The sequence below is a fragment of the Rugamonas rubra genome (assembly GCF_900114705.1).
Classification (GTDB): Bacteria; Pseudomonadota; Gammaproteobacteria; order Burkholderiales; family Burkholderiaceae_D; genus Rugamonas; species Rugamonas rubra.
On record NZ_FOTW01000015.1, the window covers coordinates 124,868 to 138,554 of the forward strand.

At 69.0% G+C, this 13,687-nt stretch carries 10 protein-coding genes; 4 read left to right on the top strand and 6 right to left on the bottom strand.

All coding sequences use genetic code 11. The annotated features are described in order from the left end of the window. Nucleotide 1: 1 nt before the first annotated feature. The 3 genes from BM252_RS16595 to BM252_RS16605 form a co-directional block, all read right to left on the bottom strand. On the bottom strand, nt 2-1,267 hold the full coding sequence (locus tag BM252_RS16595) for an NHLP bacteriocin system secretion protein (RefSeq protein WP_093388781.1): 1,266 nt from the start codon (nt 1,265-1,267) through the stop codon (nt 2-4). 19 nt (nt 1,268-1,286) lie between these two features. Beyond that, nucleotides 1,287-2,804 carry a TolC family protein gene (locus BM252_RS16600; RefSeq protein WP_174900559.1) on the bottom strand — a complete coding sequence of 506 codons (1,518 nt, stop codon included), beginning with the start codon at nt 2,802-2,804 and terminating at the stop codon, nt 1,287-1,289. 449 nt (nt 2,805-3,253) lie between these two features. After that, nucleotides 3,254-4,189 (bottom strand): LysR family transcriptional regulator, encoded by a 936-nt coding sequence (locus BM252_RS16605; RefSeq protein ID WP_093388783.1) that lies wholly within the window; start codon nt 4,187-4,189, stop codon nt 3,254-3,256. A 179-nt stretch (nt 4,190-4,368) separates the two neighbouring features. Here BM252_RS16605 and BM252_RS16610 point away from each other — a divergent pair, with 179 nt between their 5' ends. The 3 genes from BM252_RS16610 to BM252_RS16620 all read left to right on the top strand — a co-directional run bounded on the left by BM252_RS16610 (nt 4,369) and on the right by BM252_RS16620 (nt 10,217). Continuing rightward, a complete protein-coding gene (locus BM252_RS16610) occupies nt 4,369-5,142 on the top strand; it encodes a putative hydro-lyase (RefSeq protein ID WP_093388784.1) in 774 nt (257 codons plus the stop codon). A 64-nt stretch (nt 5,143-5,206) separates the two neighbouring features. Continuing rightward, nucleotides 5,207-6,493 (top strand): MFS transporter, encoded by a 1,287-nt coding sequence (locus BM252_RS16615; RefSeq protein ID WP_093388785.1) that lies wholly within the window; start codon nt 5,207-5,209, stop codon nt 6,491-6,493. Nucleotides 6,494-6,578: 85 nt separating this feature from the next. Further along, nucleotides 6,579-10,217, top strand: a complete 3,639-nt coding sequence (locus tag BM252_RS16620; RefSeq protein ID WP_093388786.1) for a hydantoinase B/oxoprolinase family protein — start codon at nt 6,579-6,581, stop codon at nt 10,215-10,217. A 19-nt stretch (nt 10,218-10,236) separates the two neighbouring features. Here the strand turns inward: BM252_RS16620 and BM252_RS16625 are convergent, their stop codons facing one another. Beyond that, nucleotides 10,237-12,213: a hypothetical protein gene (locus BM252_RS16625; RefSeq protein WP_139236543.1), complete on the bottom strand. Its 1,977-nt coding sequence runs from the start codon at nt 12,211-12,213 to the stop codon at nt 10,237-10,239. Between the two features lie 268 nt (nt 12,214-12,481). Between BM252_RS16625 and BM252_RS16630 the strand changes: the two genes are divergently transcribed. Next, the gene (locus BM252_RS16630; RefSeq protein WP_093388788.1) at nt 12,482-12,949 is read left to right on the top strand and encodes a cache domain-containing protein; all 468 of its coding nucleotides are present in this window, start codon (nt 12,482-12,484) and stop codon (nt 12,947-12,949) included. 72 nt (nt 12,950-13,021) lie between these two features. Here BM252_RS16630 and BM252_RS16635 read toward each other — a convergent pair whose 3' ends face one another. Both BM252_RS16635 and BM252_RS16640 read right to left on the bottom strand, forming a co-directional pair. Continuing rightward, nucleotides 13,022-13,267, bottom strand: a complete 246-nt coding sequence (locus tag BM252_RS16635) for a hypothetical protein (protein WP_093388789.1) — start codon at nt 13,265-13,267, stop codon at nt 13,022-13,024. Between the two features lie 34 nt (nt 13,268-13,301). Then, nucleotides 13,302-13,685 carry a DUF1360 domain-containing protein gene (locus BM252_RS16640; RefSeq protein ID WP_093388790.1) on the bottom strand — a complete coding sequence of 128 codons (384 nt, stop codon included), beginning with the start codon at nt 13,683-13,685 and terminating at the stop codon, nt 13,302-13,304. Nucleotides 13,686-13,687 lie beyond the last annotated feature (2 nt).

The following is a 13,687-nucleotide window of genomic DNA, read 5'->3' on the forward strand; positions in this document are numbered from 1 at the left end:
CTCAGACCCCCAGCTCGGCGCGCAGCAGCGGGATCACCAGGCTGATCGGACGCTGCCGCCGCACCGTGATGCTGGCGTCGCACATCGTGCCGCTTTCGATGCGGCCCTGCGGCCCCTGCGGCGACGACCACTTGTAGCCGCTCGCCGTGGTGGCGCTGGGGATCAGGTCGGACTGCACCTCGATCGGCGCGGCGCCGGCGGCCAGCTGCTGCACCAGCTTGTCGTTCTTCAGGCTGCGCATCATGCCCTCGGCGCTGGCCGGGAAGGCGGCCACGCTGCGCACCTTGCCGAGCATGACGCCGAACTCCTCGCGCTTGGCGGTCGACGGCGAGATCTGCACGTCCATGTTGTTCCTCACCTTCTTGCCGTCGAGCGGGGCCAGGTAGATGCGCGCCTCGAGGTCGTTGACGCTGGCGCCGGTCTGCTCGATGGTCAGGATCGGCGTGCCGGCGCCGGCCATCGCGTTCTCCGACAGGCGGATCTCCAGCACCCGGCCGTTGTACGGGCTGAGCACCCGCGACACCTCGTTGGCGGCGCGCATCTGGCTGGCCAGGCCGCGCTCGGCCTCGCCGATCTGCGCGGCCAGCGCGCGCCGCTCGGCCTGGCGCTGCTTGTCGGCGTCGAGCCGGCTCACGCCGATCTTCAGGATGTCGCTGCGGTTGCCCTCGACCTCGCGCTGGGCGTTGGCGTAGTCGAGCCGGGTGCCGAGCAGGGTCTGCTGGGTGATCAGGCCCTGCTCGAGCAGGCGGCTCTGCACCTCGATCTTGGCCGCCAGCGCCTTGACGGTCTGCTGGCCGCTGCCGATGCGCTTGTCGAGACTCTGCTCCGACGAGCGCAGGTAGGCCTCCTGGCTGCGCGCCTCGCGCAGGCTGTCGCTGTCCAGCTTGGCCTGCTGCGCGCGCAGCTCGGCCAGCCGGGCGGCGCTGCCCTTGATCTGGTCGAGCGCGTCGTAGCGCTCGATGCGCGCCACCACCTGGCCCTCGCGCACCGTGTCGCCGACCTCGACCGAGATGTCGGCGACGCGGCCGGCGCCGGGCGCGGCCAGCTCGCTGACGCCGCCCGGGCGGATCAGGATGCAGCTGCCGTTGATCTTGGTCGGGATGCTGCCGAACACGCCCCAGGCAAGCGCGGCGGCCAACAGGGCGCACAGTGCCAGCAGGGCCACCCAGCCCTTGGCCGAGGTGACCCGCATCAGCACGTCGAGCTGTTCGGGCGAAGACAGCCGCTCCAGCGAGACCTTGCGGAAAATGTGATTTTGCTCTGCCATGGCTGCTTTCTGTGGGGGCTTAGTCGGGCGGGGGGAGGTCGAGCAGTTGGCCGAGGCCGACCGACTGGCCCGCCTCGCCGTCGACGATCAGGGCGCCGGTCTGGAAGTTCAGCTGGACCAGCGCGTTGAGGTAGTTGAGGCGCTGCGCCACGTTGCCCAGCCGGGCGTTGAGCAGGCTGTCGCTGGTGGTGAGCACGTTGATCATGGTCGAGCTGCCCAGCCGGTAGCGGGTGCGCTCGTTCTCGCCGGCCAGGCGGTACAGTTCGGCCGCCTGCTCGGACTGGCGTAGTTGCGCCGCGCCGCGCACCAGGCCGGCCACGCCGGCCTCGACGCCGAGGGCGACGGCGCGTTCGACGCCGTCCAGCTGCGCCAGGTGCTGTTGGTAGCCGGCCAGCTGCTGGCGGTAGCGCCCCTCGGCGCCGTTGTTGGCCAGCGGCCATTGGTACGACAGGCTGACGCCGACGTTGGGCGCGCCACGGTTCTGGCTCAGCGCGCGCGCCGCGCCGCTGCCCTCGGCCAGGCCGGCGTAGCCGAGGCGCAGCGTCAGGTCGAGCTGCGGCTTGAGCTCCTCGCGCGCCGCGCCGCTCAGCGTGGCGGCGGCGTCGCGGCGCAGCTGCGCCGCCTTCAGGTCGGCGCGGCGGCGCAGCGCCTGCTGCTGCAGCGCCGCCAGCCGGCCCGGCAGCGCCGCCGGGTCGACCGCGCCGGCAGGGAAGTCGTCGTCGGCGCTGAGCGTGGCGACGTCGCGCGGCGCCAGCCCCATCGCCACGCCGAGGCGCTGGCGCGCGTCGAGCAGGGCCTGCTCGGCGGCCAGCCGGGCGGCGCCACGGTCGAACAGCTTGGCTCTGAGGATGTGCAGGTCGGCGGCCGGCAGCTCGTCGGCGGCGATCAGCTTGGCCGTCTCCTCGACCAGGCGGGCGACGCTGGCCTCGGACTCGCGCGCGATCTGCAGGCTTTTGCCGGCGGCCAGCAGGCCCCAGTACGACTGCACGGTGCGCAGCACGGTCTGCGCCAGCGCGAAGCGCAAGTCCTGCTCGGCGGCGGCCAGTTCGCGCTCGGCCGCGCTGGCGCCGGCGCCGGCCAGCCGGCCGCTGTTTTTCTGCAGCTGGATGCGCAGGCTGAAGTCGACGCTGGCGTTGTTCTGCGGCGCCAGCTGGTTGATGTCGTTGACGCTGCCGGCGGCGCGCGTCACGCTGGCGCTCGGGCTGAGCACCACGCCGTTCGGCAGCAGGCGCTCCAGCGCCACGCTGTAGTTGGTGCTGTCGCTGCGCAGCTGGCTCAGGGGGAAGCCCTGGCTGGCGTAGGCGTCGCGGCTGCGCTGGTTGAGCGGCGCGTGTTCGACGTTGCGGCCGGTCTGCAGGCGCAAGGTGGAGTCGAACGGTGCGCCGGCCTGCTGCAGCGCGCCGGCGCTGCTGTCGACCTGCTGGCGCTGGAGCAGCACGTCGACGTTGTTGGCCAGGCTGAGGCGCACGGCGTCGAGCAGACCGACCGGTGCGCCGGCCAGCGCGGCGTCGTAGCGGCCCAGCGCGAGTAAAAACATGGCGGCCAGCGGCCAGCGCGACGCGCGCGGCGCCGCTGCATTGTGGTGGTGCCGCTTCATCGCGGCGCGGCGGGCGTGCTGCCGTTGTGCGCCGCCGCCGGCGTTGCGGCCGGATCGTGCGCGGCGAATGCGCGGCGCGGACGCACGGCTACCTTGCTGGACTTTGGCGGCATGACGGACTCCTGGTTGATGTAGTGGTGCCCGCCGTGAGGGCGAGCGGAGCTCGCGCCTACAACTTGCTTAGTAACCATCAAGTTTAACTAATGGCAAGTTTTCCGTCTGTCCCCAGAACTGGCGACAAGGAGCCGACGGCAACGCCGCGCCGGGCCGCCCGATCACGGCGCTGGCGCTGGCCGTGCCGCCGGGCGAGGAGGAGGAGAGGGTGGTGGTGGCGCCGAACGGCGCCATGCCGGGCTGGGCGGAACGCCGTGCTCAGCAGGAGGCTGCGCTCAGCACAAAGCCTCGATATAACGGGCGTCGACCTGGGCGCAATAGCTGGCGCAGGCGGCGCGGGCCGCGTTGGCGGCGGCGTGCACCAGCATCTCGGCGTTGGCGTGCAGGCACATCGAGACGATGATGGCCGGCGGCTCGGGATGCACCGGCAGTTCGATGAATTCGCCGCTGTCGAGGAAGGCGCTGACGAACAGGCTGGGAATCGCCGCCACGCCGTAGCCGTCCTTGACCAGCTGGACGATCGCCGCCACCGACGGCGAGCAGGTGATGCGCGTCTGCTCCAGCGGCACCGCCGCCAGGTTGGCCATCTTGCTGACGATCTCCTCCAACGCCCGCTGCGGCGCCGTGCCGCGGCCGAAGGTGAGGATGGGTAGTTGCAGCAGGCGCTGGTTGAGCCCCTCCTTGCGCGTGTCCAGCAGGCCCTTGCGGGCGATCCAGTGCAGCGGGTAGATGGCCAGCGCCTCGGAGACGATGTCGCTGCTGTCGATGCCCTCGACCTGGATCACCAGGTCGAGCTCGCGCGCGCGCAGGCGCCGCTCCAGCGCGTTGCTGGTGTCCACCGCCAGGTCGATCTCCAGCTCCGGATAATGGCCGTTCATCTCGCGGATGTACTGCGCCAGCCAGCTGTGCACCACCGACTCGATCACGCCCAGGCGCAGGCGGCCACGGATGGCGCTGTCCTTGCGGGCGGCGCTTTGCAGGCGGCGCGTGGCGTCGACCACGGCCTTGGCGTGGCCGAGCAGGTATTCGGCGTTGGCGGTGAGGCGGAATTCCTTGGCCGAGCGGTCGATCAGCTCGGTTTGCAACTCCTCTTCCAGACTCTTGATGCGCAGCGAAATGGCCGCCGGCGTGGCGTGCAGCGCCTGCGCAGTGGCGCGAAAGCTGCGCAACTGGGCCAGGATGACAAAGGTTTCGAGGAAGCGGGTATTCATGTGTGGGGCAAGAATACCTTAACCCTAGTCCCGCGCCTAGCGATTCGCGTTAAGAAAAACTTTACAACAACAGCAAATAAAACTAGATAGCTGCATGCAAAGTTCACGACTATTCTTACTCCATCGCATGTCATTTTACTTACGCCAACACAGTTCCCACCTTCTCAGCGAGCCCGACCATGACACCACTTGAATTGCGTCACCAAGTCCGCAGCGGCCAGTTCCGCCAGCCCACCTCGGGCTATTGCGGCGCCTACGCCCAGGCCAACCTGGTGATCCTGCCGCAGGCCCAGGCCGACGACTTCCTGCGCTTTTGCCAGCGCAACCCGCGCGCCTGCCCCTTGTTGGCGGTCGGCGAGCCGGGCCAGTGGAACCTGGCCGCGCTGGGCGCCGACATGGACCTGCGCAGCGACGTGCCGGGCTACAACGTCTACCGCGCCGGTCAGCTGAGCGCGCAGCCGCTGACCTTGCATGAGATCTGGCGCGACGACCTGGTGGTGTTCGCCATCGGCTGCTCCTTCTCCTTCGAACAGATGCTGATGGACGCCGGCATTGCGCTGCGCCACGTCGAGCAGTGCAAGAACGTCGCCATGTACCGCAGCAACATCCCGAATATCGCCGCCGGCCCCTTCGGCGGCAACATGGTGGTCTCGATGCGGCCGATGAAGGCGCGCGACGCCATCCGCGCCATCCAGATCACCAGCCGCTTCCCGGCCGTGCACGGCGCCCCGGTGCACCTGGGCGACCCGGCCCTGATCGGCATCGCCGACCTGGACCAGCCCGACTACGGCGACGCCGTCGCGGTGGCCGCCGACGAGCTGCCGGTCTTCTGGGCCTGCGGCGTCACGCCGCAGGAGGCCCTGCGCGGCGCCGCGCTGCCCCTGGTCATCACCCACCAGCCCGGCTACATGCTGGTGACCGACATTCCCAACGCCTCGTTGGCCGCTTTTTGACGCATCCGTTTCGCCGTTTCACCACACATAAAAACAATATTACAAAAACACGAGGAGAGCAAAGATGAACACCACCGCCATACCCACCGTGCAGTCCGACGGTTTCTTTTCCTGGTTCCACGCGCTAACGGGCAAGGAACGCCGCACCTTCTGGAGCTGCAAGATCGGCTACGCGCTCGACGCCATGGACACCCAGTTCCTCAGCTTCGTCATCCCGACGCTGATCGCCACCTGGGGCCTGTCCAAGGGCGACGCCGGCCTGATCGGCACCGTCACCTTGTTGACCTCGGCGGCCGGCGGCTGGATCGCCGGCATCCTGTCGGACCGCATCGGCCGCGTCAAGACGCTGCAATTGACCATCCTCTGGTTCGCCTTCTTCACCGTGCTGTGCGGCCTGGCGCAGAACTTCAACCAGCTGCTGCTGGCGCGCGGCCTGATGGGCTTCGGCATGGGCGGCGAGTGGACCGCCGGCGCCATCCTGATCGGCGAGGTGATCCGCGCCAAGGACCGCGGCAAGGCGGTCGGCATGGTGCAGGCCGGCTGGGCCATCGGCTGGGGCGTGTCGGCCCTGCTGTACGCGCTGATGTTCTCGCTGCTGCCGGCCGAATGGGCTTGGCGCTCGCTGTTCCTGCTGGGGATCTTGCCGGCCTTGTTCGTCATCTTCATCCGCCGCTTCGTCGACGAGCCGGAAGTTTTCGTCGCCCAGCAGAAGCAGCAGAAGCAGCAGGAGGCGGAGGGCGCCGAGCGCGCCAAGTTCACCGAGATCTTCTCGCCTAAAATGCTCAGCACCACGCTGCGCGCCGTCCTGCTGACCACCGGCGCCCAAGGCGGCTACTACGCCATCACCACCTGGCTGCCGACCTTCCTCAAGACCGAGCGCCACCTGACCGTGCTGGGCACCGGCGGCTACCTGGCGATGGTCATCGTCGGCTCGTATGTCGGCTACATCGTCAGCGCCTTCCTCACCGACTACCTCGGCCGCAAGAAGAACTTCATCTTGTTCGCCACCGGCTCGCTGTGCATCGCCCTGGCCTACACCCGGTTGCCGGTGACCGACAACGTCATGCTGTTCCTCGGCTTCCCGCTCGGCTTCTTCGTCTCCGGCGTGTTCAGCGGCATGGGCGCCTTCCTCACCGAGCTGTTCCCGACCCGCATCCGTGGCTCCGGCCAGGGCTTCAGCTACAACATGGGCCGCGCCGTCGGTTCGCTGTTCCCGCTGCTGATCGGCCTGGCCAGCCAGAAGATGGCGCTGGGCGAGGCGATCGGCATCTTCGCCGCCACCGCCTACGGCGTGATGATCCTGGCCGCGCTGACCCTGCCCGAAACGCGCGGCAAGCAGCTCGAATCCTGAGTCACGGATCGACTCTTCGCATCGCACTACGGCGTTGCGGCGCCTGCCGCAACGCCTCTACACGAACACACCAGAGAGCACCATCATGAAAAACCAACTTCCAACCACTCCCTTGCGCTGGCAATTCTGGGTCGACCGTGGCGGCACCTTCACCGACATCGTCGCCCGCCGCCCGGACGGCAAGCTGGTCACCCACAAGCTGCTGTCCGAGTATCCCGAGCGCTACGACGACGCGGTGACCCAGGGCATGCGCGACATGCTGGGCCTGCGCGCCGGCGAGCCGCTGCCGGTCGAGCAGATCGAGGTGATCAAGATGGGCACCACCGTGGCCACCAACGCGCTGTTGGAGCGCAAGGGCGCGCGCACCGCGCTGGCCATCACGCGCGGCTTCGCCGACCAGCTGCGCATCGGCTACCAGGACCGGCCGGACATCTTCGCCACCAACATCCAACTGCCCGAGCTGATCTACGAGGAGGTGATCGAGATCGACGAGCGCATCGGCGCCCACGGCGAGGTGCTCGCCGCGCCGGACGAGGCGTTGGTGCTGGCGCAGTTCCGCGCGCTGCGCGCCAAGGGCATAGGCTCCATCGCCATCGTGCTGATGCACGCCTACCGCTTTCCGCAGCACGAGCTGCGCCTGCGCGCGCTGGCCGAGCAGGCCGGCTTCGGCCAGATCTCGGTGAGCCACCAAGTCAGCCCGCTGATGAAGATCGTCGGCCGGGGCGACACCACCGTGGTCGACGCCTACCTGTCGCCGGTGCTGCGCGACTACGTGGCCCGCGTCGCCTCGGAGACCGGCGACGTGCGGCTGATGTTCATGCAGTCCAACGGCGGCTTGACCGACGCCGCCCGCTTCCAGGGCAAGGACGCGATCTTGTCCGGCCCGGCCGGCGGCATCGTCGGCGCGGTGAAGAGCTGCGAGGCGATCGGCCTGCGCCAGGTGATCGGCTTCGACATGGGCGGCACCTCGACCGACGTGGCCCACTACGACGGCGCCTACGAGCGCGTCTTCGAGACCGTGGTGGCCGGCGTGCGGGTGCGCGCGCCGATGATGCACATCCACACCGTGGCCGCCGGCGGCGGCTCCATTTGTAGCTTCGAGCACGGCCGCTTCAAGGTCGGCCCCGAGTCGGCCGGCGCCAATCCCGGCCCGGCCAGCTACCGCAAGGGCGGCCCGCTGACCGTCACCGACTGCAACGTCATGCTCGGCCGTATCCAGCCGGCCCACTTCCCCCGCGTGTTCGGCCCCAACGGCGACCTGCCGCTCGACCGCGACGTGGTCGAAACCGCCTTCGCCGCGCTGGCCGAGCAGATCGCCAGCGAGACCGGCACCCGCTTGTCGCCGGCCGCCGTGGCCGAGGGCTTCCTCACCGTCGCGGTGGACAATATGGCGCAGGCCATCAAGTCGATCTCGGTCGAGCGCGGCTACGATGTCAGCCGCTACGCCATGTGCTGCTTCGGCGGCGCCGGCGGCCAGCACGCCTGCCGCGTCGCCGACGTGCTGGGCATGAGCCAGATCGTCATTCATCCGTTCGCCGGCGTGCTGTCGGCCTTCGGCATGGGCCTGGCCGACATCCGCGCCATGCGCGAGGGCGCCGTCGAGCAGCCGCTGTCGGCCGCCGCGCTGGAGGAGTTGCAACCGCAACTGGCGGCGCTGGCGCGGCAGGCCAGCGACGAGCTGTTGGCGCAGCAGGTGGCGCCGGCCGACATCGTGGTCGAGCTGTGCGCCCGTTTGAAGTACCAGGACAGCGACGCCGCCTTCGTCATCGCCCTCGGCGACGAGGCGGCCATGGCCGAGGCCTTCGCCGCCCAGTACCGCAGCCGCTTCGGCTTCGTCATGGCCGGCCAGCCGCTGGTGATCGAGTCGATTTCGGCCGAGGCCATCGGCGCCGGCGACGGCGCCGCCTTCCAGATCGAGGTGCCGAACGTGGCCGGCCACGCCGAGGCGGAGCACAGCGAGGTGCAGGGTTATGTCGACGGCGAACGCGGCCCGATCGCGCTGCACGTGCGCGCCGCGCTGCCGGTCGGCAGCCGGGTCGCCGGCCCGGCGCTGATCCGCGAGGAGATCGCCACCACCGTGGTGGACGCCGGCTGGTCCGCCAAGGTGCTGCCCGACCACACGCTGCTGCTGGAACGCACGGTGCCGGTCGGCAGCGCGCACAAGATGACCACCGCCGTCCATCCGATCCACCTGGAGATCTTCAACAACCTGTTCATGGCGATCGCCAAGCAGATGGGCACCACGCTGGAAAACACCGCCTACTCGGTCAACATGAAGGAGCGGCTGGACTTCTCCTGCGCCGTGTTCGACCGCCACGGCAACTTGATCGCCAACGCGCCGCACATCCCGGTCCACCTTGGCTCGATGAGCGACAGCGTGCTGTGCGTGATCCGCCAGCACGCCGCGACCATGGCGCCGGGCGACGCCTACGTGCTCAACGTGCCCTACAACGGCGGCACCCACCTGCCGGACATCACCGTGGTCTGCCCGGTATATGGTGCCGAGCGCGGTGCCGAGCGTGCCGCGCCGCTGTTCTATGTGGCGGCGCGCGGCCACCATGGCGACGTCGGCGGCATCACGCCCGGCTCCATGCCGCCCAACAGCACCTCGATTTTGGAGGAGGGCGTGCTGCTCGATAACATCAAGATCGTCGACCAGGGCGTCTTCCTGGAGCCGCTGGTGCGCAGCCTGTTCGCCGCCGGGCCTTGGCCGAGCCGCAACATCGACCAGAACATCGCCGACCTGATCGCCCAGCTGGGCGCCTGCGAGACCGGCGCCAACGAGTTGCTCAAGGCCGTCGCAAGCCACGGCGAGGACGTCGTGCTGGCCTACATGGGCCACGTGCAGGACAACGCCGAGGCGGCCGTGCGCGTCGCCATCCGCGGCCTGCGCGACGCCAGCTTCGCCTACGAGATGGACGACGGCGCCGTGCTCAAGGTCGCCCTGACCATCGACCACGCCAACGGCGGCGCCACGGTCGACTTTACCGGCACCAGCGAGCAGCGGCCGAGCAACTTCAACGCGCCGCTGTCGGTGTGCAAGGCGGCCGTGCTGTACGTGTTCCGCACCCTGCTCGACAGCGACATTCCAATGAACGAGGGCGTGCTGAAACCGCTGACGCTGATTATTCCCGAAGGCTCGATGCTGAACCCGCGCTATCCGGCGGCGGTGGTGGCCGGCAATGTCGAGGTGTCGCAGTACGTCACCGACGCGCTGTACGGCGCGCTCGGCGTGCTGGCCGCCTCGCAGGGCACGATGAACAACTTCACCTTCGGCGACGACGAGCACCAGTACTACGAGACCATCGCCGGCGGCGCCGGCGCCGGCCCCGGCTTCGACGGCTGCTCGGCGGTGCAAACCCACATGACCAACTCGCGCATGACCGATCCGGAGGTGCTGGAGTGGCGCTTCCCGGTGCTGGTCGAAACCCACGCCATCCTGCGCGGCAGCGGCGGCGCGGGCAAGCATCGCGGTGGCGACGGCGCGTTGCGGCGCATCCGCTTCCTGCGCGCCATGACGGCGAATATTTTGGCCGGCCACCGCCGCATCGCGCCGTTCGGCCTGGACGGCGGCGCACCCGGCGCGCTGGGGCGCAACTGGATCGAGCGGAGCGACGGCTCGGTGGAGCGCTTCGGCGCCACCCACACGGCCGACATGGCCAGCGGCGACGTCTTCGTCATCGAAACACCGGGCGGCGGCGGCTTCGGCCCGGCCGGCGGCTAGGCCGGCCCGGCGGGCCGCGCTACTCGAGCGTGATGCCCTGCAGCTGGAAGGCGAGCACGCGGCCGTCGTCGGACTGGCCGAGTGCCTTGGGCGAGGTCGCCTGCGGATGGCGCAGGCCGATCGACAGCACCGTCGCCGGGCGCGCGTCGGCCGGCAGGTCGATCAAGGCGTTGTCCAGGGCGATCTGGCCGATGTCCTTGCCGTTCAGGCTGACCGAGCTGGTGCGCATGCCGTTGTAGTAGAGGCCGTTGATGCGCAGGTGCCGGACCTGGCGACCGGCCGGCAGCGGCAGCAGCAGCGTCGACTCGGCACCCTCGCTCCAGACGCCGCGCGCCTCGGGCTGCGACCAGCCGCCGGCCAGCAGGGTGGACAGGTTCGGCATGTCCGGACGGACGCGCCAGACGCCGGCGTTGATGTTGTCCTGCGCCGGGTGGCAGGTGAACGGCGCGTGCACATACTGCCAGCCGCCGTCGACGCGGCGGATGCGGCTGCCCTGCAACAGCTGGCCGGCGGGGCACAGGCCGGCCGGGTCGTCGGTGTTCGATTCGTGGCGCAGCAGCTTGAGCGGCGCGCCGCCGCGGCGGTAGACGTGGGTCAGCGTGGCCGACATGCTCTGCTCGTTCTCGACGCCGCGCTCGAAGAACACCTCGGCGTCAGGGTTGTACCAGCTCGGCGTGTGGTTCAGCGCCAGGCGCGCCAGCGGCGTGTGGTTCAGGTAGCTGTAGCGCTCGCCCAGCTCGCCGTTGGCGGCCAGCACCAGCGCCTGTAGCGCCAGCATCAGGCCGAACAGCCAGCGCGCCCTGGCCGCCGGCAGTTGCAGGGCGGCGAGGCAGGCCAGCACCAGCAGCGGCATGCCCAGCCAGTAGGCGTAGCGGCTGGTGACGACGCTGCCGGAGTTCCAGTTGGTGGCGCTGAGCGAGGGCAGCGCCATGCCGAGCACAACGGCGCACAGCAGGCCGGCGGCCGGCAGCCAGCGGCCGCGGCGGTCGGCGTCGAGCAGGAAGGGCGGCAGCAGCAGGGCCGCCAGCAGCGCCGGCATGCCGACGACCATGCCCTGGTTCAGGTCGAACAGCAGCGAGAACAGGCGGTTCGGGGTGATCAGGTCGGGCGAGGTGAAGTACTTGGCGATCAGGCTGGGCACGCCGAACTCGGCCTGGAAGAAGGCGAAGGGCAGCAGCGCCAGCGCGGCGCCGGCCGCCATGCCGGCCAGGTCGTAGGCGTTCCACGGCCGCAAGCGGCAGTCCGGCCAGGCCAAGTCGGGACGCTTGGCCAACAGCAGGCGCACGGCCAGCGCCGCCGGCAGCAGCAGCAGCAGCGGCGGATTCTGGCTGGCGCCCAGGCCGGCCATCAGGCAGGCCAGGCCGAGCTCGCCGCGCAGCATGGCGATGCAGGCGATCAGCACGCAGCTGGCGGCCATCACCTCGGGGCCGGTGGCGCTCAGGTAGAAGCTGCTGCCGGTGAGCAGGAAGGCGGTGCCGGCCAGGCCGGCGTGGCGCGGCATGGCGCGGCACAGGTAGTACAGGGCGCCGCCGGCGAAGCTCAGGTTGAGCATGCCGAAGGCCAGCACCGGCGAGACGCCCAGCATGCTCAACAGGGCGTAGTAGGGCACGGCCAGCAGCGAGTACATCCAGAAATGGATGGCCATGAAGCGGCCGCCGGCGTCGGGGAAGAAGCCGGCCACGATGTCGGGTTTGCTCGACTGCATCTGTTGCAGCAGCAGCTGGAAGACATGGTCGGGCACCCCCACCCGCATCACCTCGGCCAGCGGCAGCCCCAGGTAGGCCTTGACATCGTCCGGGCGGAGAATGGCCGAGCCGTGCTTGAACAGGGCGTGCGACATCAGCACGTACTCGCCGCCGTCGCCGCTGATGCGGGTGTGCAGGAGTATGTAGATCGACAACAGCAGCATGAGCAGGCCAGGCCAGGCCAGCGATTTCAGTCTATGCAGGGTGCCGGAGGGTGAAACGGAAAGCTGTGGTGCTGAGTAGGTTTGCATGTGCGGGTGGCGGCCTTGAACGGACACGGGTGCTATCAGTATGTCAATGTTTCCATAAGGAGATAATCATAATGTAAAAGTCGCGATCGGGCTGGACTATTTTTGTCCGCCGCGGTGGCGCCAATTCGCCCCGCCGCAACAGTTCGACGTATCCGCTTGCGCGCCGGGCCGGCCTTTGCTAGTCTGGGTTCGATTGCCCGAGTGCAAGCACACCACCGCCGGGCCGCCAGAAAGCCCGGTATGTTACACAATCCCTGGGAGACGATAGATGAGCAAATTTTTCAAAGGTTTCATGGCGGCGCTGTGCCTGCTCTCGTTCAGCCTGACGGCGAACGCGGCCGACAAGGGCACGGCCGACGAGGCCGTGGCGATGGTCAAAAAGGCCGGCGAGTTCCTCAAGAAGAACGGCAAGGAGAAAGCCTTCGCCGAGTTCAACAACCCCAACGGCCAGTTCATCAAGGGCGACCTGTACATCTTCACCTTCCTGGCCAACGGTGACGGCATCGAGCAGGCCAACGGCGCCAACCCCAAGCTGGTGGGCAAGAACGTGTCGGAGATGAAGGACGCCGACGGCAAGTTCCTGATCAAGGACATCCTGGCCGTCGGCATGAGCAAGGAAGGCAAGGGCTGGGTCGACTACAAGTGGCCGAACCCGGCCACCGGCAAAATCGACGGCAAGCGCACCTACGTTGAGCGGGTCGACGATGTGCTGATCGGCTGCGGCATTTACAAATAGGATCCGGCTAAGCCCAAGCAAGCCCAAGCAAGCCCGCTCGGCCCAGGTCGGCCCGGGCGGGCTGCGCTCAAGTTAGATTTCCATCCGAAAGTACCCACTCGCCAGCAGTGGCTCGGCGTCCGCCCGCGCGATCCGTTGCAGCGGCGCCTCGCGCGAAAATCGATACGTGGCATGGCTTGCCGGCCCGACGACCTGGATCGGCGCCCCGGCCAGATAGCGCAGCGTCACCGCGCCCGCCTGCGCCTGCACGGTGGCGCGCGGCGCCGTAGCGCCGGCCGGCGGAGCGGGTTTGCCGGCGGCCGTTGTGTGCGCAGCCATGTCCGGCAGCGCAGCCGGCGTCGCCGACGCCTGCTTAGGGTTGGAACTCGTTCGGAGACTGTTCCGCAGTTCCGTCCGCTTCCCGCCGCAACAACTCATCATGCTCTCCTTCCGTTGCCAAGGGCTGAATCATCAAAGGGTCGCGCCCCATCCGTTCGAGTAGGCAGGCCGCGCCGGACAGGGCCAGCCAGGCTAGCGCGCATTCCTGCGCGGTGCGCCCGAGCAGCAGCCCGAACGGCGCCGCCACCCACAGACTGACGCAGTAAAAACAATCCATCAGCCGGCCCAGCACGCTATTGCCCAGCGCCGCCCGCGAGCGCGCCAGCAGATCCCATGGCCCGTCCTCGAACGCTAGCAGATGGGCCAGGCGCCAGCTAGCGAAAACGCCCAGCATAAAGCCGAACCATGGCGCGTCCATCC

Bases quoted from the DNA above. Each gene is read 5' to 3' on its own strand.
- BM252_RS16595 (WP_093388781.1), bottom strand. From the start codon at position 1,267: ATGGCAGAGCAAAATCACATTTTCCGCAAGGTCTCGCTGGAGCGGCTG.
- BM252_RS16600 (WP_174900559.1), bottom strand. From the start codon at position 2,804: ATGTTTTTACTCGCGCTGGGCCGCTACGACGCCGCGCTGGCCGGCGCA.
- BM252_RS16605 (WP_093388783.1), bottom strand. From the start codon at position 4,189: ATGAATACCCGCTTCCTCGAAACCTTTGTCATCCTGGCCCAGTTGCGC.
- BM252_RS16610 (WP_093388784.1), top strand. From the start codon at position 4,369: ATGACACCACTTGAATTGCGTCACCAAGTCCGCAGCGGCCAGTTCCGC.
- BM252_RS16615 (WP_093388785.1), top strand. From the start codon at position 5,207: ATGAACACCACCGCCATACCCACCGTGCAGTCCGACGGTTTCTTTTCC.
- BM252_RS16620 (WP_093388786.1), top strand. From the start codon at position 6,579: ATGAAAAACCAACTTCCAACCACTCCCTTGCGCTGGCAATTCTGGGTC.
- BM252_RS16625 (WP_139236543.1), bottom strand. From the start codon at position 12,213: ATGCAAACCTACTCAGCACCACAGCTTTCCGTTTCACCCTCCGGCACC.
- BM252_RS16630 (WP_093388788.1), top strand. From the start codon at position 12,482: ATGAGCAAATTTTTCAAAGGTTTCATGGCGGCGCTGTGCCTGCTCTCG.
- BM252_RS16635 (WP_093388789.1), bottom strand. From the start codon at position 13,267: ATGGCTGCGCACACAACGGCCGCCGGCAAACCCGCTCCGCCGGCCGGC.
- BM252_RS16640 (WP_093388790.1), bottom strand. From the start codon at position 13,685: ATGGACGCGCCATGGTTCGGCTTTATGCTGGGCGTTTTCGCTAGCTGG.